Annotated in this window: 18 protein-coding genes; 14 read left to right on the top strand and 4 right to left on the bottom strand. The window is 71.1% G+C overall.

All coding sequences use genetic code 11. The annotated features are described in order from the left end of the window. Window positions 1-67: 67 nt before the first annotated feature. Together groL and VFZ39_RS01910 are read left to right on the top strand one after the other, a co-directional pair. On the top strand, window positions 68-1,693 hold the full coding sequence (groL, locus tag VFZ39_RS01905; RefSeq protein ID WP_330864028.1) for a chaperonin GroEL: 1,626 nt from the start codon (window positions 68-70) through the stop codon (window positions 1,691-1,693). A gap of 58 nt (window positions 1,694-1,751) precedes the next feature. Continuing rightward, window positions 1,752-2,969: a multidrug effflux MFS transporter gene (locus VFZ39_RS01910; protein WP_330864029.1), complete on the top strand. Its 1,218-nt coding sequence runs from the start codon at window positions 1,752-1,754 to the stop codon at window positions 2,967-2,969. Here VFZ39_RS01910 and VFZ39_RS01915 read toward each other — a convergent pair whose 3' ends face one another. After that, entirely contained in the window at window positions 2,970-4,505 is a 1,536-nt protein-coding gene (locus VFZ39_RS01915) for a hypothetical protein (protein ID WP_330864030.1), read from the bottom strand. Between the two features lie 66 nt (window positions 4,506-4,571). On the opposite strand from VFZ39_RS01915, the gene guaB reads away from it, so the two are divergent. Beyond that, complete coding sequence (guaB, locus tag VFZ39_RS01920; protein ID WP_330864031.1) at window positions 4,572-6,074, top strand: IMP dehydrogenase; 1,503 nt, start codon at window positions 4,572-4,574, stop codon at window positions 6,072-6,074. Between the two features lie 137 nt (window positions 6,075-6,211). Here guaB and VFZ39_RS01925 read toward each other — a convergent pair whose 3' ends face one another. Further along, window positions 6,212-6,598 (bottom strand): VOC family protein, encoded by a 387-nt coding sequence (locus VFZ39_RS01925; protein WP_330864032.1) that lies wholly within the window; start codon window positions 6,596-6,598, stop codon window positions 6,212-6,214. A gap of 42 nt (window positions 6,599-6,640) precedes the next feature. On the opposite strand from VFZ39_RS01925, the gene VFZ39_RS01930 reads away from it, so the two are divergent. Genes VFZ39_RS01930 through VFZ39_RS01940 form a run of 3 tightly spaced genes read left to right on the top strand, consistent with a single transcriptional unit; the run spans window position 6,641 to window position 9,945 of the window. Beyond that, window positions 6,641-7,750 carry a GuaB3 family IMP dehydrogenase-related protein gene (locus VFZ39_RS01930; protein ID WP_330864033.1) on the top strand — a complete coding sequence of 370 codons (1,110 nt, stop codon included), beginning with the start codon at window positions 6,641-6,643 and terminating at the stop codon, window positions 7,748-7,750. Continuing rightward, on the top strand, window positions 7,750-8,220 hold the full coding sequence (locus VFZ39_RS01935) for a CoxG family protein (RefSeq protein WP_330864034.1): 471 nt from the start codon (window positions 7,750-7,752) through the stop codon (window positions 8,218-8,220). The genes VFZ39_RS01930 and VFZ39_RS01935 overlap by 1 nt, the downstream gene beginning before the upstream one ends. Window positions 8,221-8,232: 12 nt before the next feature. Then, the gene (locus VFZ39_RS01940; protein ID WP_330864035.1) at window positions 8,233-9,945 is read left to right on the top strand and encodes a glycerol-3-phosphate dehydrogenase/oxidase; all 1,713 of its coding nucleotides are present in this window, start codon (window positions 8,233-8,235) and stop codon (window positions 9,943-9,945) included. A 16-nt stretch (window positions 9,946-9,961) separates the two neighbouring features. Here the strand turns inward: VFZ39_RS01940 and VFZ39_RS01945 are convergent, their stop codons facing one another. Next, the gene (locus tag VFZ39_RS01945; protein WP_330864036.1) at window positions 9,962-10,861 is read right to left on the bottom strand and encodes a hypothetical protein; all 900 of its coding nucleotides are present in this window, start codon (window positions 10,859-10,861) and stop codon (window positions 9,962-9,964) included. Window positions 10,862-10,974: 113 nt separating this feature from the next. On the opposite strand from VFZ39_RS01945, the gene VFZ39_RS01950 reads away from it, so the two are divergent. From VFZ39_RS01950 to VFZ39_RS01970, 5 genes are all read left to right on the top strand, one after another. Further along, on the top strand, window positions 10,975-11,520 hold the full coding sequence (locus VFZ39_RS01950; RefSeq protein WP_330864037.1) for a cysteine dioxygenase family protein: 546 nt from the start codon (window positions 10,975-10,977) through the stop codon (window positions 11,518-11,520). A 113-nt stretch (window positions 11,521-11,633) separates the two neighbouring features. Then, window positions 11,634-13,250: a succinic semialdehyde dehydrogenase gene (locus VFZ39_RS01955; protein ID WP_330864038.1), complete on the top strand. Its 1,617-nt coding sequence runs from the start codon at window positions 11,634-11,636 to the stop codon at window positions 13,248-13,250. Continuing rightward, complete coding sequence (locus tag VFZ39_RS01960) at window positions 13,247-14,959, top strand: GMC family oxidoreductase (RefSeq protein WP_330864039.1); 1,713 nt, start codon at window positions 13,247-13,249, stop codon at window positions 14,957-14,959. The genes VFZ39_RS01955 and VFZ39_RS01960 overlap by 4 nt, the downstream gene beginning before the upstream one ends. A 184-nt stretch (window positions 14,960-15,143) precedes the next feature. Further along, window positions 15,144-16,724, top strand: coding sequence for a glutamine-hydrolyzing GMP synthase (gene guaA, locus VFZ39_RS01965; RefSeq protein WP_330864040.1), 1,581 nt, complete (start codon window positions 15,144-15,146; stop codon window positions 16,722-16,724). 47 nt (window positions 16,725-16,771) lie between these two features. Next, window positions 16,772-17,128 carry a VOC family protein gene (locus VFZ39_RS01970; RefSeq protein ID WP_330864041.1) on the top strand — a complete coding sequence of 119 codons (357 nt, stop codon included), beginning with the start codon at window positions 16,772-16,774 and terminating at the stop codon, window positions 17,126-17,128. Here VFZ39_RS01970 and VFZ39_RS01975 read toward each other — a convergent pair. Further along, a complete protein-coding gene (locus VFZ39_RS01975; protein WP_330864042.1) occupies window positions 17,121-18,800 on the bottom strand; it encodes a hypothetical protein in 1,680 nt (559 codons plus the stop codon). The genes VFZ39_RS01970 and VFZ39_RS01975 overlap by 8 nt on opposite strands. A 91-nt stretch (window positions 18,801-18,891) precedes the next feature. On the opposite strand from VFZ39_RS01975, the gene VFZ39_RS01980 reads away from it, so the two are divergent. From VFZ39_RS01980 to uraD, 3 genes are all read left to right on the top strand, one after another. Next, on the top strand, window positions 18,892-20,100 hold the full coding sequence (locus VFZ39_RS01980) for a DUF6986 family protein (RefSeq protein WP_330864043.1): 1,209 nt from the start codon (window positions 18,892-18,894) through the stop codon (window positions 20,098-20,100). Window positions 20,101-20,103: 3 nt separating this feature from the next. After that, window positions 20,104-20,958, top strand: a complete 855-nt coding sequence (gene pucL, locus VFZ39_RS01985; protein ID WP_330864044.1) for a factor-independent urate hydroxylase — start codon at window positions 20,104-20,106, stop codon at window positions 20,956-20,958. Continuing rightward, window positions 20,955-21,376, top strand: a 422-nt coding sequence (gene uraD, locus VFZ39_RS01990; RefSeq protein WP_330864045.1) for a 2-oxo-4-hydroxy-4-carboxy-5-ureidoimidazoline decarboxylase, incomplete at its 3' end; no start/stop codon positions are given. The genes pucL and uraD, both read left to right, overlap by 4 nt.

Raw genomic sequence — 21,376 nt, forward strand, 5'->3', positions numbered from 1 at the left:
CGTGTGCCTGACGACGCGTTGACGCGCGTTCTCGGGCACACGACCCGTATCTCGTTTGAGGAGAGCAATGCCGAAGATCCTGGAGTTCGACGAGAACGCCCGCCGCGCACTCGAGCGCGGCGTCGACGCCCTCGCCAACACCGTCAAGGTCACCCTCGGCCCCAAGGGCCGCTACGTCGTGCTCGACAAGAAGTGGGGCGCGCCGACCATCACCAACGACGGCGTGACCGTCGCCCGTGAGATCGAGCTCGACGACCCGTTCGAGAACCTCGGGGCACAGCTGACCAAGGAAGTCGCCACCAAGACCAACGACGTCGCCGGTGACGGCACCACGACCGCGACCGTGCTGGCCCAGGCGATGGTCCACGAGGGCCTGCGCGCGGTCGCGGCCGGTGCGAACCCGATGGGTCTCAAGCGCGGCATGGACGCCGCCGCCGAGGCCGTCGGCGACGCGCTGAAGGAGGCCGCCCGTGAGGTCGAGACCAAGGAGGACATGGCCTCGGTCGCCACGATCTCCAGCCGCGACGCCCACATCGGCGACCTGCTCGCCCAGGCCTTCGACAAGGTCGGCAAGGACGGCGTGATCACCGTCGAGGAGTCCAACACCATGGGCACCGAGCTGGAGTTCACCGAGGGCATGCAGTTCGACAAGGGCTACATCTCGGCGTACTTCGTGAGCGACCCCGAGCGGATGGAGGCGGTCCTCGAGGACCCGTACATCCTGCTCCACCAGGGAAAGATCTCGGCCGTCGCCGACCTGCTCCCGCTGCTCGAGAAGGTCATCGGCGCAGGCAAGCCGCTCTTCATCCTCGCCGAGGACGTCGAGGGCGAGGCGCTCTCGACCCTGGTCGTGAACAAGATCCGCGGCACGTTCAACGCCGTGGCCGTCAAGAGCCCGGCGTTCGGCGACCGGCGCAAGGCGATGATGCAGGACATCGCGACCCTGACCGGTGGCCAGGTCGTGGCCCCCGAGGTCGGGCTGAAGCTCGACCAGGTCGGGCTCGAGGTGCTCGGCCAGGCCCGTCGGGTCGTCGTGACCAAGGACAACACGACGATCGTCGAGGGCGCGGGTGACTCCGCCGAGGTCGAGGGCCGCGTCAACCAGATCAAGGCCGAGATCGAGAACACCGACTCCGACTGGGACCGCGAGAAGCTCCAGGAGCGGCTCGCGAAGCTGGCCGGCGGCGTGTGCGTCGTCAAGGTCGGCGCCGCCACGGAGGTCGAGCTGAAGGAGAAGAAGCACCGGATCGAGGACGCCGTCTCGGCAACCCGGGCCGCCATCGAGGAGGGCATCGTGCCCGGCGGCGGCTCGTCCCTCGTCCACGCCGTCTCGGTGCTCGACGACGACCTCGGCCTCACCGGCGACGAGGCGGTGGGTGTCCGGATCGTGCGGCGTGCCGCCGACCAGCCGCTGCGCTGGATCGCCGAGAACGGCGGGGTCAACGGCTTCGTCGTGGTCGCCAAGGTCCGCGAGAACGGTGTCGGCACCGGCTACAACGCCGCCACCGAGGAGTACGGCGACCTGGTCGGCCAGGGCGTGCTCGACCCGGTGAAGGTGACCCGCTCCGCGCTCGTCAACGCCACCTCCATCGCGGGCATGCTGCTCACGACCGAGACCCTGATCGTGGACAAGCCCGAGGACGACGAGAACAACGGCACCGGCCACGGCCACGGGCACGGTCACGGCCACTGACAGACCCGAGGCGACCCGCTCGGCTGCTCCCCACACGGGGACGCCGGGCGGGTCGTTCGTGTTCCTGGTCCCGCTCATCCTGGCCGGACTCTCGATGCTGGGCCCGTTCAGCATCGACACCCCGTTCCCGGCGTTCCCGGCCATGGCGGAGGACTTCGACGTCACCAGTGCCGAGATGCAGCTGGTGGTCTCGGCGTACCTGATCGCGTTCGGGTTGATGAGCCCGTTCCACGGCCCGCTGTCCGACGCGCTGGGGCGCAAGCCGGTCATCATCGGCGGCGTGCTGCTGTACGCCGCCGCGTCGATCGGCTGCGCGCTGTCACCGAGCCTGGAGATGCTGCTGGTGTTCCGGGTCCTGCAGGGGCTCAGCGCCGGTGGCGGGGTCATCGTCAGTCGCACGATCATCCGCGACGTCTTCGAGGGCGCACAGGCGCAACGGCTGATGAGCCGGGTGATGCTGATCTTCGCGATCGCACCCGCGATCGCGCCCGTCATCGGCGGGGCACTGCTGCAGCTCGGCGCCTGGCCGATCGCCTTCTGGTTCATGGCGGTCGTGGCGCTGCTGCTGATCACCGTGGTCGCGTTCGCGCTGCCGGAGACCCACCCGGTCGAGCGGCGGATCCCACTGCGGTTCGGGGCGCTCGCCCGCAGCCTCGCGACGGTCGCCCGGTCGGCTTCGTTCCACCGGGTGGCGTGGGCCGCGGCGCTGAGCTTCGCGGGCCAGTTCATCTACATCAGCAGCGCGTCGATCATCGTGGTGGACCTGCTCGGGCTCGGCGAGCTCGACTTCTGGATCCTGTTCGCGCCGCTGGTCGCCGCCGTGATGGTGGGCTCGCAGATCAGCAGCTCCGCCGCGGGCCGGATCTCCGGCAACCTCCTGGTCACCGGCTCGCTGATCTTCTGTGTGGCGGCCGCGCTGGGCAACATCGGCATCGCTGCCGTCGCGGGGCCGACGCTGCCGTGGGTCGTGCTGGGCCCGGCGCTGCTCGGACTCGGCACCGTCACGGCGTACCCGACCATGCAGCTGATCCTGCTCGACATGTTCCCGGCCGGCCGTGGGTCGTCGGTGTCGCTGTTCACGTTCTTCACGCTGTTGCTGAACGGCCTGATCGCGGGCCTGCTCGCACCCCTGGTCACCGGCTCGGTACTGGAGCTCGCGGTGGCGTCGACACTGCTCGTCACGGCCGGGCTGGGCTGCTGGCTCTGGCACCTGGCGCTCGCCCGGCACGCCGCCCGCACGCCGGCCGCGTCACTGCCGCCCGCCGAGCGGGTGTGATCAGGTCTCGTCGCAGTCCGGCGTGAGCGGTGGCCGCTCGGCGTCCGCCCGCAGGTACGCGTACCGCCCGTTGCACACCTCGCCGTGCACGTCGTACCTCTCGTCGAGGGCGGGGCGGATGACGTCCGCGAGCCCGTCCCAGGACCCGCCGGGGGCCGCCATCACCACCCAGGTCGGGGCGTCCGGACCGGACAGCAGGGTCTGTAGCTGCTCGAGGTCGGGGTCGAGGGTCCGCATCGGCAGGCTCCAGAGGTAGGGGTAGGGCGTCGGCAGACCGCTCGCGAGGACCAGGTCGGCCCGCCCGCCGTAGACGAGGATCGAGTCGCCGGGCTGGGCTGCCTCGGCGATCGCCTCACCGCTCCTCACCTCGACCGCCGTGCCGACGCCCGACTCGTAGAGGAGCAGCCACACCGCCGACGACAGCACCGAGGTGATGCCCGCGAGGACGATCAGGAGCCGGGCGCGTCGGGCGACATGGTCACGCGCTGCCAGGAGCAGGGTCGTGCACAGCACCATGCCGGGGACGAGCGCGAAGAGGTACGGACGCCAGAAGCTGCCGCCGAGCAGCAGTCCCCCGACGTCTACGACCAGCACCAGCGTCGTCGCCGCCAGCAGGGCAGGGTCGATCCGCGCGATCCGGTTCCGGTGGATGACGACCCCGGCCACGACGAACCCCATGCCGGTGGCGAGCACGATGCCCAGGATCTGCAGCGCCCGGTCCAGCGGCGCGTCCGAGCTCCCGGCGGCGATCACAGCGAGCGCGTCGGACCGGAAGCCGAAGACCGTGTACCAGAGCTCCTCCAGCCGAACGTCCGCGGCAGTCGCCCACGACACGGTCGCCAGCACCGGCAGCAAGGCGCCGATCAGGGCCGCGGATCCCAGCCGCCACAGGTCCCGAGAGGCGATCCTCCGGGTGAGGCGTGCGCCCACAAGCAGCACGACTCCGAACACCAGGCCCGCGACCAGGTTCTGCTTCATCCCCAGGGCGAACGATGCCGCGAAGCCGGCCCCGCAGGCCTGCACGTACGCCGTTCGACCGTCCGGCCGCTCCAGCGTCCGGATGACCAGCCAGAAGCTGCCGACCACCCACGGGATGCCGAGGACCTCGCCCTTGACCATCACCGGGTCGATCAGCGCGCTGGACGTGAAGGCGGCGGTCAGGACCGCGGTCCACGCGCCGGTGCGCGCCTGGAACCGCTGGTCGCCGACGCCCGCGTAGCGCAACGCCGCACGGGCGGTCGCGGCCGCGAGCAGCACCAGCACGGCACAGCTGAGGGCCCCGACCACGCGGACGAGGCCCGGGCCGGCGAGTGCGTCGCTGAGACCGAACAGGCCGATCAGCGCCGGCGGGCGGTCGACGAAGTAGTCGCCGTACACGCTGGCGGGCGAGGGGTCCCAGTTCCTGGCGACGATGGTGTACCCGCTCTCGTCGGGGCCGAGCGGGTAGAGAGCGCCGGGGAACCGCAGCACCGCGGCGGCCGCGGCCGCGAGGGACACCACCACCCGCGGGTCCACGTGCTCCAGCCGCGCCCCCATGGAGCACAGCCTGACAGGCGCATCACCGCAGCTCGTGCAACCGGAGGCCCCTCGTACACTGGCGGCGTGGAGGTACCTGACAAGTTCGCCGCCCTCGGACTCACCTACGACGACGTCCTGCTCCTGCCCGGCTACTCCGACCTGGCGCCCAGCGACATCGACACCACGAGTCGGCTCACCCGCGAGATCTCGCTGAGGGTGCCGCTGATCAGCGCGGCGATGGACACCGTCACCGAGTCGCGGATGGCGATCGCGATGGCCAGGCAGGGCGGCCTCGGCGTGCTCCACCGCAACCTGTCGCTAGCGGACCAGGCCTACCAGGTCGACCTCGTCAAGCGGACCCAGACCGGGATCATCTCGAACCCGATCACGATCGGCCCGGATGCGACGCTGGAGGACCTCGACCGGATCTGCGGTGAGTACCGCGTCTCCGGTCTGCCCGTGGTCGACGTCGACAACCGGCTGCTGGGCATCATCACCAACCGCGACCTGCGGTTCACCCCGGTCGCCGAGTGGTCGACGACGAAGGTCGACGAGGTGATGACGCGGATGCCGCTGATCACCGGCCCGGTCGGCATCTCCCGCGAGGAGGCGACCGCCCTGCTGCGCAAGCACAAGCGCGAGCGGTTGCCGCTGGTCGACGCCGAGGGCCGGCTCGGCGGACTGATCACCGTCAAGGACTTCGTGAAGTCCGAGCAGTTCCCGAAGGCGTCCAAGGACGGTCACGGGCGCCTGATGGTGGGCGCCGCGATCGGCTACTTCGGTGATGCGTGGGAGCGGGCCACGACCCTGATCGAGGCCGGCGTCGACGTACTCGTGGCGGACACGGCGCACGGCAACGTCCGGCTGCTGCTCGACATGGTGAAGCGGCTCAAGACCGACCCGGCGACCCGCCATGTGCAGGTGATCGGGGGCAATGTCGCGACCCGCGAGGGCGCTCAGTCGTTCGTCGACGCCGGCGCCGACGCGGTGAAGGTCGGGTTCGGCCCCGGCTCGATCTGTACGACGCGCGTGGTGACCGGCTGCGGCGTACCGCAGATCACCGCGGTCTACGAGGCGTCGCTGGCCACGAAGCCGGCGGGCGTACCCCTGATCGCGGACGGCGGCATGAAGCACTCAGGCGAGATCGCCAAGGCGATCGTCGCGGGCGCCGACACTGTGATGGTCGGCTCGATGCTGGCCGGCTGCGAGGAGTCCCCCGGCGAGGTGGTCTTCGTGAACGGCAAGCAGTTCAAGACCTACCGCGGCATGGGATCGCTGGGCGCCATGAGCAGCCGCGGCAAGAAGTCCTACTCGAAGGACCGCTACTTCCAGGCCGAGGTCAGCAGCGACGACGAGATCGTGCCGGAGGGCATCGAGGGCCAGGTCGCCTACCGCGGACCGCTGTCGGCCGTCGCCCACCAGCTGATCGGCGGCCTGACCCAGTCGATGTTCTACATCGGCGCCCGCACCGTCCCCGAGCTGCGGCACAAGGGACGGTTCGTGCGGATCACCTCGGCCTCGCTCACCGAGAGCCACCCGCACGGCGTACAGATGACGGTCGAGGCGCCCAACTACTCCGGCCGCTGACCCGTCACTTGTGCAGGTTTGCTACCCCTTGACCCGTCACTTCTGCAGCCCTCCAACCTGCGCAAGTGACGGCTCGCGCGGTTCTGAACCTGCACAAGTGACGGCTCGCGAGGGTGTGAACCTGCACAAGTGACGGGTCACGCTTCGTCGAGGTAGAGGCAGAAGGGGTGGCCGGCGGGGTCGAGCATCACCCGGACGTCGTCCTGGGGCTGGAAGTCGGCCAGCGTCGCGCCCAGCGCCTCGGCGTCGGCGACCGCGGCGGCCACGTCGGTGACCCCCACGTCGAGGTGCACCTGCATCTGCTGCTCGCCCGGACCGGGGGTCGGCCAGACCGGCGGGACGTGGTTCTCCTCGAGCTGGCAGGCGAGGTACGTCGTGCCCGCCAGCTTCACGGTCACGAAGTCTCCGTCGCGCAGGTCGAGCTCGCCGCCGAGGAGCCCGGCGTAGAACCGGCCGAGCCCCGGCGGGTCGGGTGTCCCCAGGACCGGACCGACCCACCCGGTGAATCCGCGTACTGGTGCCATGCCGTCCATCTTTGCCGATGTCGTGACCGATAGCCTGCAGCGGTGACCGAGATCGAGATCGGCCGCGCGAAGCGTGGCCGCCGGGCCTACTCCTTCGACGACATCGCGATCGTCCCCTCGCGGCGCACCCGCGACCCCGAGGAGGTCAGCGTCGCCTGGCAGATCGACGCCTATCGGTTCGAGCTCCCGGTCCTCGCCGCGCCGATGGACTCCGTGATGTCACCCTCGACCGCCATCGCGCTCGGTCAGATGGGTGGGCTCGGGGTGCTCAACCTCGAAGGCCTCTGGACCCGGTACGACGACCCGACGGACCTGCTCGAGGAGGTCGCCAGCCTCCAGGGTGCCGACGCGACCCGGCGGATGCAGGAGATCTACGGCGAACCGGTCAAGCCCGAGCTGATCACCGCCCGGCTGCAGCAGGTGCGCGCCGCGGGGGTCACGGTCGCGGGCTCGCTGTCCCCACAGCGGACCAAGGAGTACGCCAAGACCGTGGTCGACGCCGGGGTCGACATGTTCGTGATCCGGGGCACGACTGTGAGCGCGGAGCACGTGTCCAGCCAGGCGGAGCCGCTCAACCTCAAGGAGTTCATCTACGAGCTCGACGTGCCCGTCATCGTCGGCGGGTGCGCCACCTACCAGGCCGCGCTGCACCTGATGCGCACCGGCGCCGCCGGCGTGCTGGTCGGGTTCGGCGGGGGAGCGGCCCACACGACGCGCACCGTGCTCGGCGTCGCCGTGCCGATGGCGAGCGCGGTGGCCGACGTCGCCGCCGCCCGGCGCGACTACCTCGACGAGTCCGGTGGCCGCTACGTGCACGTGATCGCCGACGGCTCGATCGGCCGTTCCGGCGACATCGCCAAGGCGGTGGCCTGCGGCGCCGACGCCGTGATGGTCGGCTCGCCGTTCGCCCGCGCGACCGACGCCCCCGGCCGCGGGTTCCACTGGGGCGGCGAGGCGCACCACCGGCACCTGCCGCGCGGGGAGCGGGTCGAGTTCTCCCCGGTCGGCACGCTGGAGGAGATCCTGCTTGGCCCGTCACGGGTGGCGGACGGGACCATGAACCTGATCGGCGCCCTGCGCCGGTCGCTCGCGACGACCGGCTACACCGAGCTCAAGGAGTTCCAGCGGGTCGAAGTCGTCGTCGTCGAGTGATGGCGAGCTTCTCGCGCACGCGTCGTGACACCGCCGACGTCCCCCACCCGGTCGAGGCCGTGTGGGAAGTGCTGGTCGACCCTGACGCGATCGCGCGGCTCACGCCGCTGGTGTCGTCCATCGACGTCGACGACGACGGCCGCTGGATCTGGTGCCTGCAAGGTGTCCCGGCGCCGGGTCGGCGGTTCGACCTGACGATGACCGAGGAGATGACATTCCAGCCGCGGACCCGGATCGAGTTCACGCACGCGCCGCTCGAGCGGGGCGTGGCCGCCGGCGCCGACGGTCGCTACACCCTCGATCCCGTCGACGACGGCACCCGGCTGTCGATCGAGCTCACGGTGACCGCCCGGCTGCCGCTGCCGGGCCTGGCAGCGCCCGCCGTACACACCGTCATGCAGCAGGTGCTGGACCGGATGGGCACCCGGTTCGCCGCGAACCTGCTCGAGGAGCTCGACCGCCGCGACTGAGAGACTAGGTGCATGACCGGTGCCCTCAGTCCCGCCGCGCGCGACGAGGCGCTGGACGCGCTGGCGGCCACCACGTCCGCGCAGCCGCTCGACGTGCTCGTCGTCGGCGGCGGCATCACGGGCGTCGGGATCGCGAACGACGCGGCCACCCGCGGCCTCTCGACCGGCGTCCTCGAGCAGCGTGACCTCGCGTCGGGCACCAGCAGCCGCAGCTCGAAGCTGATCCACGGCGGGCTGCGCTACCTGGCGATGCTCGACTTCGGGCTAGTCCGGGAGGCCCTGCAGGAGCGGGGGCTGCAGGTCACGCGGCTCGCCCCCCACCTGGTCCGCCCCGTGCCGTTCCTCTACCCCCTGCAGCGCACGATCGAGCGGCCCTACGTCGGCGCCGGTCTCGCGCTGTACGACGCGATGGCGATGCTCGGCAAGTACGACATGGGCGTCCCCAAGCACCGCCATCTCTTCCGCAGGCAGGTCGCGCGGATCGCGCCCGACCTGCGCACGGAGGACCTCACCGGCGCGATCCGCTACTACGACTGCCAGGTCGACGACGCCCGGCTGGTCGTCGCGGTCACGCGCACCGCTGCGTCGTACGGCGCGCAGGTGGCCACCCGCACCCGCGTCACCGGGTTCCTCCGCGACGGAGACCGGGTCGTCGGCGTGCGCGCCACGGACCTCGAGACCGGCCGCGAGCTCGAGGTGCGCGCCCGGGTCGTGATCAACGCGGCAGGCGTGTGGACCGACGAGATCCAGCAGCTCGCCCGGGCCGGCCAGCTCCACGTGCGGGCGTCGAAGGGCATCCACCTGGTCGTCCCGCGTGACCGGATCCGCTCCGAGTGCGGCATCATCACCCGGACCGAGAAGTCGGTGCTGTTCGTCATCCCGTGGGGCGACCACTGGATCATCGGGACCACCGACACCCCGTGGGACCTCGACCGCGCCCACCCCGCCGCCAGCCGCGCCGACATCGACTACCTCCTCGAGCGCGTCAACCGGATCGTGCGCGAGCCGCTCGACCACGACGACGTGCAGGGCGTGTACGCCGGGCTGCGACCGCTGCTGTCGGGTGAGACCGAGCCGACGTCGCGGATCTCCCGCGAGCACACGGTGAGCGTGCCGGTTCCCGGGCTGGTGCTGGTCGCCGGTGGGAAGCTCACGACCTGGCGGGTGATGGCCAAGGACGCGATCGACGCCGTGGTCGACCTGCTCGAGGACACGCAGGCGCCGGTCCGCACCTGCATCACCGACCGGGTCCCGCTCTCGGGGGCGGCCGGCTTCGAGGCCCGGCAGAACCAGCGGGTGATGCTCGCGCGGAGGTCAGGGCTGTCGCTGGCCCAGGTCGACCACCTGCTGGGGCGGCAGGGCGGTCTGATCGACGAGGTGCTCACGCTCGTGGCTCGCCGGCCCGAGCTCGCGGAGCCGCTGCCGGGTGCGGAGGGCTACCTGTCGGCCGAGGTCGTCTACGCCGTCACCCACGAGGGCGCCCGGCACCTCGACGACGTGCTCGCCCGGCGGACCCGGATCTCGATCGAGACGTTCGACCGCGGCACGCTCGCCGCCCGGCCGGCCGCCGAGCTGATGGCCGCCGAGCTCGGCTGGGACGCCGCCAGGGTCGAGGACGAGGTCGACCACTACCTGCGGCGGGTGGAGGCCGAGCGGCAGTCGCAGCGGATGGCGACCGACCAGGAGGCCGACGAGGCGCGGGTCAGCGCGCCCGACATCGTCTGAGGGCGGAGCCGGTGGCTCACGTGGCGCGAGCGAGGTCGTGCACGAGCTGGTCCTGAATGTCGGCGACCTGCCGGAAGGTCGCGGCCAGCGCGGCGCCGTCCTCGCGAACCGCCGCGAGCTGGGCCTGCCCCAGGGCGCGGGCCTGGCCGTCGAGATTGGCGGCGACCTCGGGCCACGCGGCCAGCTCTGTCGCAGCGTCCACCCGTCGGCGGGCTCCAAGACGGAGCGCGAAGCTCTGGAGCACCGGCAGGGTGGGAACCCCGAGACCGGTGTCGGCCCGGTCTGCGAGCTCGCGCAGGCCGGCCGCGTTGCCCGCGCCGGGTGCATGGTCGCCGCGAGCCCACTCGTGCGCCAGCGGGAGCAGCTCCCTGACGGCTTCCTCGTGCGTCCGCTCTGTCGCACGCCGGAAGCTGGTGCGCAACGGGAACCTCCCGCTGCCGTACGCGATCGTGTCGCTGCCCCAGGCGCTCATGAACTCTTCACGCGGCAACCACGCGTACGGGTGACCCTGTGGGTCGTGCATGGTGACGCCCCCCGGGCCTGCCTCGAGCACGGCAACGAAGTGGTCCGCGCCGATCGGGCGATCCGCCCCCGGCTGGTGGAGCAACAACCCCATCTCCAACGGGCCGACGAACACCGGCCCGTCCTCGGCCAGCCTCGCGAGGCGCTCGAACGCCTTGTCGTCGCTGTCGAAGACCTCGCGCTCGCACGCCCAGCCCAGCAGGGCGAGGGCCTGGTCGAGGCCGAGGTCGGGATCCCACCCGACAGGATCGAAGAGCGGCAACGGCCCGACCATCTGGAAGCCGAACGGCGAGCCGGTCAGCGTCTCGACCAAACCCGGTCGCCACCCCTGACCGATCACCATGCTCAGGCTGTCGGCGTAGCAGTAGGGGCCGGAGCCGACGTAGGAGGTCACGGGGTCACCCTGGCACGGCCCACCGACAGCCACACCAGCCCGATGGTGTGGACGAAGTGGGCGCGATGAGCGACCCTGGGAGGGCCAACCCGACGACGCCAGGCGGTGACACCATGACGAACCTCTCGGATGCGAAGATGCCCACGCTCGCGGAGGACGACCGGCCGGGACTCGCCGAGCTGGTCCGTGAGATCCGCCGGTGCACCGAGGCATCGTCCGACCCGCAGACGATCGCCACCGCGGTCGCCGACGTGCTGGTCGAGGCGCAGCCGACCACCGCTCTGCTCACCGAGGAGGAGCAGGCGGGCAGCCCCGACGGCTACATCCGGTACACGCTGCACGCCGAGCAGGACTTCTCGGTCGTCGGCGTCGTCTGGCGTCCCGGCCAGGTCACCGAGGTCCACGACCACATCGTGTGGTGCACGTTCATGATCCTGCAGGGCATCGAGTCCGAGACCCTCTACCGGTTCGAGGACGACCAGCTGACCGAGGTCGGGCGTCGGCAGCGGCCGGTCGGGTCGGTCAGCGGCACCGCGCCGCCGGACGACATCCACCGCGTGGCCAACACCGGCGAGGAGATCGCGATCACGCTGCACGTCTACGGCGCGGACCTCACGGAGGGGACCAGCGTCCGTCGCACCTACGACCTGCCCGCGTAGCCGAGCGGGCGCACGGGGACGCGTCGCTTGACATCAAGAGGTCATGTGTCAAGTCCCACACCGGGCCACCGAGGGGTGGAAGGGGCGACCGCGGGCACCTACTCTCCGTAGGTATGAGCGCCCAGACCCCCTCCGGCGGTCCTCTCCTCGACGGACCCGCCGACCCTGAGCACGACCCACGCGCCTCCTACGCCCTCGAGCCCGGCTATGTCCGGGCGCTGACCGACCGGCTGGTCGCGACGACCGGGGACACATCCCCCGTCGAGTCGCCGCTCAACGGCCAGCCGTTGGCGCACGTGCCGCAGTCCTCCACGGCCGACGTCGAGGAGGCGCTGTCCCGCGCTCGCCGAGCCCATGAGAAGTGGGCGGCCTCACCGCTGGAGCAGCGGACCGAGGCGCTGCTCCGGCTCCACGACCTGGTGCTCGACCGGCAGGCCGAGATCTGCGACCTGATCGGTCTCGAAGGGGGCAAGGCGCGCAAGGACGCCTTCATGGAGCTTGCCCACGTCGCGCTCACTGCCCGCTACTACGCTCGCACGGCGCGCGACCACCTCCAGACCCGCCGGGTGCCGGGGCTCTTCCCCGGCCTGACCCACGTCCAGGTGAACCGGGTGCCGAAGGGAGTCGTCGGCATCATCTCGCCCTGGAACTACCCGTTCACACTGGCCCTGTCCGACGGTCTGCCGGCGCTGCTCGCCGGGAACGCCGTGGTCATCAAGCCCGACGCCCAGACGATGCTGACGGCGCTGCTGGGGGCCGAGCTCCTCGAAGAGGCCGGCTTTCCTCGCGACCTGTGGCAGGTGGTTGCCGGCCCCGGCCGCGAGATCGGCCCACCGCTGATCGCCGGGGCCGACTTCCTGTGCTTCACCGGCTCCACCGCAACCGGGAAGGTCATCGCCTCCCAGTGCGCCGAGCGACTGATCGGGTGCTCCCTCGAGCTGGGGGGCAAGAACCCGCTCCTGGTGCTGCGCGACGCCGACATCGAGACGGCCACCGAGGGTGCGGCACGGGCGTCGTTCTCGAACGCCGGCCAGCTGTGCGTGTCGTCCGAGCGACTCTTCGTGGCCGACCAGGTCTACGACCGGTTCGTCGATCGGTTCGTCGCGCGTACTGAGGCGATGACCCTCGGCAGCAGCCTGGACTGGTCGGTCGACATGGGGCCGCTGATCTCGCAGGACCAGCTCGACACCGTCACCGCCCACGTCGAGGACGCGCTCGCGAAGGGTGCCCGCGTCCTGACTGGTGGGCGGGCACGGCCCGACCTCGGTCCCTACTTCTTCGAGCCCACCGTCCTCGAGGGGGTGAGTCCTGACATGACCTGCTTCGGCGAAGAGACCTTCGGACCGGTCGTGTCGCTCTACCGGTTCCACGACGAGGCCGACGCGGTCGCCCGTGCCAACGCGGGCCAGTACGGTCTCAACGCCGCCATCTACAGCGAGGACGGTCGCCGGGCACGTGAGATCGCGCGCCAGATCCGCTGCGGGACCGTCAACGTGAACGAGGGCTTCGGGGCCACCTTCGGGTCGCTCGCCGCCCCGATGGGCGGGATGCGCCAGTCCGGAATGGGGCGGCGGCAGGGCGCCGAGGGCCTCCTGCGATACACCGACACCCAGTCTGTCGCCACTCAGCGCGGTCTCCGGATCGGACCCTCGTTCGGACTCTCCCAGGAGCAGTACGCGAAGCTGATGACGACGAGCCTGCGCGTGCTGAACAAGATCGGGCGGGCGTGACCCACTACGACGTCCTGGTCGTCGGGTCGGGGTTCGGCGGGTCGGTCGCGGCGCTGCGGCTGACCGAGAAGGGCTATCGGGTGGGCGTCCTCGAGGCCGGCGCCCGGTTCGAGGACGGTGACTTCTCGAAGGGCACCTTCGACCTCACCCGCTACCTCTGGGCGCCGGCCATCGGCTGCTACGGCATCCAGCGGATCGACGCGGTCCGCGACACGGTGATCGTGGCGGGCGCCGGCGTCGGGGGTGGCTCGCTGGTGTACGCGAACACGCTCTACGAGCCGCTCGAGCCGTTCTACCGCGATCCCTCCTGGGCCCACATCACCGACTGGAAGTCCGAGCTCGCGCCGTACTACGACCAGGCGAAGCGGATGCTCGGGGTGACCGAGTACCCGTATCGGACGCCGGCCGACGACGTCATGGAGAAGGTCGCCACCGAGATGGGCGTCGGCGGCACGTTCCACCCGACCCCGGTCGGCGTCTTCTTCGGCGGCCCGGGGCAGCGGCGCGGACAGGAGGTCCCTGACCCGTACTTCGGCGGCGCGGGTCCGTCGCGTCGTACCTGCCTCAACTGCGGCGAGTGCATGTCGGGCTGCCGCCACAACGCCAAGAACAGCCTGGTCAAGAACTACCTCTACCTCGCCGAGCGGCTCGGTGCCCGGGTGATGCCGCTGAGCACGGTGACCCGGATCCGGCCGCGCGAGGGAGGCGGGTACGACGTGACCATCCGGTTCACCAAGGCCAGGCGGGCCACGCCGCGGACGACCCGGACCCTCACCGCCGACCACGTGGTGCTCGCGGCGGCCTCGCTCGGCACGCAGAAGCTGCTGCACCGGATGAAGGACGAGGGGCACCTCCCGCACCTGTCGGACCGGCTCGGCTACCTCTCGCGCACCAACTCCGAGTCGATCCTCGGTGCGATCGCGCCGAAGTCGGACCCCACCGACTACTCCGAGGGCGTGGCGATCACCTCCAGCTTCCATCCCGACGACGACACCCACATCGAGCCGGTGCGCTACGGCCGCGGCCACAACACGATGGCGATGCTGCAGACGGTGCTGACCGACGGGGACGGTCCGGCTCCGCGGTGGCGGACCTGGCTGCGGGAGCTGTGGCGGCAGCGGGGCAACGTGGGCTACCTGTTCGACTTCCGGCACTGGTCGGAGCGAACCGTCATCGCCCTGGTGATGCAGAGCCTCGACAACTCCATCACGACGTACGGCAAGCGCAGCAAGCTCACCGGCCGCTGGCGGATGACGTCCCGCCAGGGTCACGGGCAGCCGAACCCGACCTGGATCCCGGTGGGCAACGAGGTGGTGCGCCGGATCGCCGCCCACCTCGGCGGGGTCCCGGGCGGCACGATCGGCGAGCCGTTCAATAAGCCGATGACCGCGCATTTCATCGGTGGGTGCACGATCGGCGACTCGGCGGACTCCGGAGTCGTCGACCCTTACCAGCGGGTCTACGGGCATCCCGGGCTGCACGTCGCCGACGGCGCCGCGATCTCGGCGAACCTCGGGGTGAACCCGTCGCTCACGATCACCGCGCAGGCCGAGCGGGCGATGGCCTTCTGGTCCAACAAGGGCGAGCCTGACCCGCGGCCTCCGCTGGGCTCGGCGTACGAGCGGATCAAGCCGGTCGCGCCGCGCTCTCCCGCGGTGCCCGCCGATGCGCCGGGAGCGCTCCGACTGCCGATCGTCGCTGTCTCCTGAATCCGTTCGGTCGAGCCCGTAACCACCCCCGGCCGACGTCGTTGGCAGGGAGAGGCCCGGCTCACGTGCTCCCTCCCGATGCCGGGCCCGCACCAAGTTCAGGGCCCGGCCACTCTCCCTCCCCGGCCGGGCCCTGAACATGGCTCGTCGGCTCCGGGCCCCCGAGGTCGCATAGGGTCTGACCATGACCCAAGGCCCCGACCACGACCTGGTCCTCGTCGTCGACTTCGGCGCCCAGTACGCCCAGCTGATCGCCCGCCGCGTGCGCGAGGCGAAGGTCTACTCGGAGATCGTCTCCCACTTGATGCCGGTCGAGGAGATGCTCGCCCGGCAGCCGAAGGCGATCATCCTCTCCGGCGGTCCCTCGAGCGTGTACGCCGAGGGGGCGCCCGGCATCGACGCGAGCATCTTCACGTCCGGGGTCCCGGTGTTCGGGATGTGCTACGGCTTCCAGCTGATGGCCCGCGGGCTCGGCGGCGAGGTCGCGCACACCGGTGCCCGGGAGTACGGCCGGACCCGGGTGAGCGTGACCGCACCCGGGACGCTGCTCGGCGACCTCCCGGCCGAGCACACGGTGTGGATGTCCCACGGAGACTCGGTCACCGCGGCGCCGGAGGGCTTCGACGTGCTGGCGGCGACGGCCGTCACCCCGGTCGCGGCGTTCGAGGACGTCGGGCGCGGCCTGGCGGGCGTGCAGTGGCACCCCGAGGTGCTCCACACCGAGCACGGCCAGCGGGTGCTCGAGCACTTCCTGCACCACATCGCCGGCTGTCGGCCGACCTGGACGATGGTCAACATCGTCGAGGAGCAGGTCGAGCGGATCCGGGAGCAGGTCGGGCCTGAGGGCCGCGCGATCTGTGGCCTCTCCGGAGGCGTCGACTCCGCCGTCGCGGCGGCGCTGGTCCAGCGCGCGATCGGCGATCGGCTCACGTGTGTCTTCGTCGACCACGGGCTTCTCCGCAAGGGTGAGGCCGAGCAGGTCGAGCGGGACTTCGTGGCCGCGACCGGGGTGGATCTCCACGTGGTGGACGCGGAGAAGCGGTTCCTCGACGCCCTCGCCGGCGTCTCCGACCCGGAGCAGAAGCGCAAGATCATCGGCCGCGAGTTCATCCGTGTCTTCGAGTCCGCCGAGGCCGACGTGCTCCACAGGTACGCCGTCGAGGAGGGCGCGTCGGTCGCGTTCCTGGTGCAGGGCACGCTCTACCCGGACGTGGTCGAGTCCGGTGGCGGTGCGGGCACCTCGAACATCAAGTCTCACCACAACGTCGGGGGACTGCCCGACGACCTGGAGTTCGAGCTGGTCGAACCGCTCCGGACCCTGTTCAAGGACGAGGTGCGGCTGGTCGGTGAGCAGCTCGGGCTGCCGGCCGAGATCGTGTGGCGACACCCCTTCCCCGGGCCGGGCCTCGGGATCCGGATCATCGGGGAGGTCACCCGCGAGCGGCTCGACATCCTGCGCGAGGCGGACGCGATCGCGCGCGAGGAGCTCACCCGCGCCGGTCTCGACCGCGACATCTGGCAGTTCCCCGTCGTGCTGCTCGCCGACGTGCGGTCCGTCGGCGTCCAAGGGGACCACCGGACCTACGGCCACCCGGTCGTGCTCCGACCGGTCACGTCGGAGGACGCGATGACCGCCGACTGGGCCCGGGTGCCGTACGACGTGCTCGAGACGATCTCGACCCGGATCACCAACGAGGTGGCCGAGGTGAACCGGGTCACCGTCGACATCACGTCCAAGCCGCCCGGCACCATCGAGTGGGAGTAGCCGGCAACCGGACGCGCATCGTCCGCAACCTCTCCTAGGCTGCCAGCATGCCCATCGCACGCTACCCGTCCCTCGTCCTCGACTGTCCCGACGCGCACGCCCTCGCCAGCTTCTACTCCGCGATGCTCGACTGGAAGCTGGAGTCCCGGTCGGGCTGGGCCGACATCCGCGCCGACTACGGGCAGTGCATCTCGTTCCAGCAGGTCGCCGACTACACCCCGCCCGACTGGCCCGGCCAGCAGGTTCCGCAGCAGATGCACCTCGACGTGGTGGTCGACGACCTCGACCTGGCCGAGAAGGCCGTGATCGAGCTCGGGGCCACCAAGCACGACCACCAGCCGGGCGAGACGTTCCGAGTCTTCCTCGACCCGGCCGGCCACCCCTTCTGTCTCTGCCTCAGCTGAGCCGGTCTTGTTCTCGGCCGCGCCGGACGTGCAGCAGCACCGACGCGCTGCAAGCGAGCAGGCCCAGGGCTAGGGAGAGCATCCACAGGCTCAGCGGCGTGCCGGTTGCGGGCGGCGCCGTCCCGGCGGCGACGACCGTCGGCACTGTGGCTGGCCCGTCCTGACCCGCGCCCGGAGCTTGGCCTGCGCCGGGCCCGGTCCCGGGTGCCTCGCGGCAGTCCACGTGGATGGTGCGGCTGCCGAGGAGCTCGCCGTTCGCGCGCAGGGCGATCGTGATCGTCTGGTCCTCGTAGGGCCGCAGGTCGCCGACGATCGTGGTGGTGTCACCGCCGAAGAGTGGCGCGCTCTCCTGGTACACCTCCCCATTGACCAGGATCGTGAACACCACCGTGGACTCGGGGTCGCCGGCGTTGGACAGCGTCGCGGTCGCGGTCGGGCACTGCAGGCTGCCGATCGCCACGCGCGGCACCGGCGCGTTCTCGCAGTCCGGGGTCGGGAGGTAGGTGGCGACCACGACGTCGTCGACCAGGACTTCGACCGTGATGGTCTGGTCCTCGAACTGACTGAAGTCGGCCGTTCCTGTCTCCGTGGCGCCCGACCCGACCACGAGCTGGTCCGCGAAGTCGGCGCCGTTCACCCTCACGCTCACCGTGACCGGGTCGGGGCCGTTGTTCGTCACCTCGAGGCTGCCGACCGCACCGTCCGGGCCGCAGTCCAGCTGGGCCACGAGGTGGACACCGGGTGGCGGCGGGGCGCAGTCGATCGTGACGACGCTGCTGGCGACGACGCTCCCGCCAGACCGGACGGTGATGGTGACGGTCTCGTCCTCCAGGGAACCGAGGTCATCCGCGGTCAGGGTCACCGTCTGGCTTCCGCCCGGCGCCACCGGGCCGGCCGTCTGCACGGCAGTGTTGTTCACCAGGATGGTGAACGACGCCGGAGCCGTGGCCTTGGAGTCATTGGAGACCCGGACCTCGATGCTGGGGTCGATGCCGGTGCACACCAGCTGTCCGATCGTGGCCGACGGCAGTGGACCAGGGTGCGGCTCGACCTCGCAGCCGTTGGCCAGGATCGATTCGCCGGCTGGCCAGTTCTTCCCGTTGGGCACCGCCGGGTTCGGGGGGATGATGTCACCCCAGGGACGCGGACCGCCTGGCGTGAAGATCGGGCCGGTGTGGTTGAGCGCGTGGCCCTCGACCTGAGGGAAGGACGGAGACTGCTGGTTGTAAGGGTTGGTCGGGTCGTTCGTCCGGTGGCAGATCAGCACCTTGTCGGCGAACACGAAGTCGTCTGCGGCCAACAGCTGCTGGGTGGCCGCGAGGACAGCCTGATCCTGCGCGGGTTGTGGCTCATCGACGGGCGTGGACTCGTCGGTCGGGCTCGGCTCCTCGGTCCGCGTTGGCGCCTCCGACAACGGATCCTCGGACGACGGCTCCTCGGCCGGCTCAGTCGGCTCGGCGTCCACCGGCTCGGTCGGCTCGGTGACCGGCTCCTCGAGCGGGACGTCGGGTGGCGACTCGGGCGCGGTGTCAGAGGGGGGTGGCAGTGCCGGCTGATCGCTCTCCGCCGCGACGGCCGAGGCTGGCACCACCAGCGTCAGGCCGAGCAGCGCCGCCGCCAGTGCGATCACGACATCTCGAGCCCGCACTCTCGCCATGATGTCCTCCCACATCCTGGAAACCTGACGATCATGACATCGAACCGACGAGCCGGATAGGTCAGCGCGTCTCTCGCCAACGCACGGAGTCGCCTAGGCTCCCCGCATGGACCTGGCAGCGCTGACCTCGGAGGTGGACGAGCTGCTCGTCGACGCCGACGCGGCCCTGGCGCGCGACTATCCGGGCGAGCGGCCCGGCCGCCAACCGGTCCACACGCTCTACCTGCCGGCCGACCGGTTCCACGCCGCGTCGGTGCACGAGCTGGGCCGGGAGGCCCAGCGGGTGCTGCTGGAGCACGGGGAGGAGTTCCAGACGCTGGTCGGAGGCGACGACGACCTGCTGATCCGGGTGCTGGCCAAGCTCGACTCCGAACCCGTGGAGGACCTGCGGATCGACTTCGAGGACGGCTACGGGGTCCACGCCGGCGACGAGGAGGACGCCGCCGCGGAGGCGGCGGGCCGGGCGCTCGCGAGCGCCCTCGAGGCCGGTGGCGCCTCGCCGTTCACCGGGATCAGGATCCGGAGCTTCGAGCGCGCCACCCGCGACCGCGCGCTGCGCACCCTGGTGCGCTTCCTGGAGGCGCTCGGCCACGTCCCCGACGACTTCGTGGTCACACTGCCCAAGGTCACGTCCGTGGAGCAGGTGGCCGCGATGGTGCTGGCGTGCAAGCGGATCGACGAGGGGCTGGCAGGCCGGTTGCGGTTCGAGGTCCAGGTCGAGACCCCGCAGTCGGTGGTCGGTCCGGACGGCCGGGTGCTGCTGGCGCCAATGGCGCGGGCCGGCGGCGACCGGCTCACCGCGTTCCACTACGGCACGTACGACTACAGCGCGGCCTGCGGGATCTCGGCCGGCGAGCAGTCGCTGGAGCACCCGGCGGCCGACCATGCCAAGGCGCTGATGCAGGTGGCCGCCGCCGGTACCGGCGTTCGTCTCTCCGACGGTTCGACCAACCGGCTACCCCTCGGCGACCAGCTGGTCCCGGGCTGGCAGGAGCACCTGCGGCTGGTCCGGCGGTCGCTCGAGCGGGGCTTCTACCAGGGGTGGGACCTGCATCCTGCGCAGCTGCCGACCAGGTTCGCTGCGACGTACGCGTTCTTCCGCGAGGGGTTCCCGGCCGCGGCCGAGCGGCTGCAGACCTACGTCGCCCACGCCGACTCCACGGTCCTCGACGAGCCAGCGACGGCTCGGGCCCTGTCCGACTTCGTGGTCCGCGGGCTCGACTGTGGTGCCCTCGACCAGACCGAGGTCACCGAGGCCACCGGCCTCGACCGACCCGCCCTGCTACGCATGGCCGACCGGCCCGAGGAGGCGTGAGACGTGGGGATCAGGCTGGGCGCCAACCGCTACGGCAAGGCGGAGAGCCGCGTGGTCCGGATCGTGCGCGACACCCCGCGCCACGAGATCCGCGACCTCAACGTCACCACCCTGCTGCGCGGCGACTTCGAGGCCGCTCACGTCGACGGCGACCAGGCCGCGGTGCTGCCCACCGACACCCAGAAGAACACCGCGTTCGCCTACGCCAAGCAGCGTGGCGTCGACTCCGCCGAGGACTACGCCCTCGCGCTCGGCCAGCGGCTGGTCGCCGCAACCCCTGCCGCCACCGGCTGCTGGGTCCGGGTCGAGCAGTACGCGTGGGACCGGATCCCGGTCGGAGGTGCGGGCCACGACCACGCGTTCGTCCGACGCGGCAGCGAGGTCCGGACCGCCGAGGTCGACGTCTCGGAAGCCGGGCCGACCGTGAGGTCGGGGATCACCGACCTCGTGGTGCTCAAGTCGACCGGCTCGGAGTTCAAGGGGTTCCTGCGCGACGAGTACACGACGCTCCCCGATGCCGACGATCGGATCCTCGCGACGTCCCTCACGGCCTCCTGGCGACACGCGGACGGGGACGGCGCCGACTGGAACGCGTCGTACGACGAGGTCCGCGCGCTGCTGCTCGAGACGTTCGCGACCACGTACAGCCGTGCGCTGCAGGAGACGCTGTGGCTGATGGGTCGCGCGGTGCTGGAGCAACGGCCCGATCTCGTGGACATTGCCTTCTCCGCGCCGAACAAGCACCACCACCTGGTCGACCTCTCGGCGTTCGGCGTCGACAACCCCGGCGAGGTGTTCGTCGCCGCCGACCGCCCCTACGGGCTGATCGAGGCCACCGTCACCCGGGACGAGTCATGACGCTCGACGACTTCAACGGCCTCCCCGAGGCCGAGGCACGCGAGCTGCTGACGACCTGCCTCGACGTACCTCGCTGGGTCGACACCGTCGCCGAGGGCCGGCCGTACGGCGACGTCGGCGCGTTCCTCAAGGTCGCTGAGGTCGCCGCCGGCTCGCTGTCCGACGACGAGCTCGAGCGCGCGTTGGCGCGCCACCCGAGGATCGGTGAGCGCGCGGGCGCGGATCACGACGCGACCCACTCGGCGCGTGAGCAGTCCGGGGTCGACTCCGCCGACGCCGAGCTCCAGCGCCGGCTGGCCGAGGGCAATCGGGCGTACGAGGCGCGGTTCGACCGGGTCTTCCTCATCCGAGCGGCGGGCCGCGACGGCCAGGAGATCCTCCACGAGCTGACTCGCCGACTCGAGAACGACGACGAGAC

This window comes from Nocardioides sp., from assembly GCF_036374615.1.
GTDB lineage: Bacteria > Actinomycetota > Actinomycetes > Propionibacteriales > Nocardioidaceae > Nocardioides.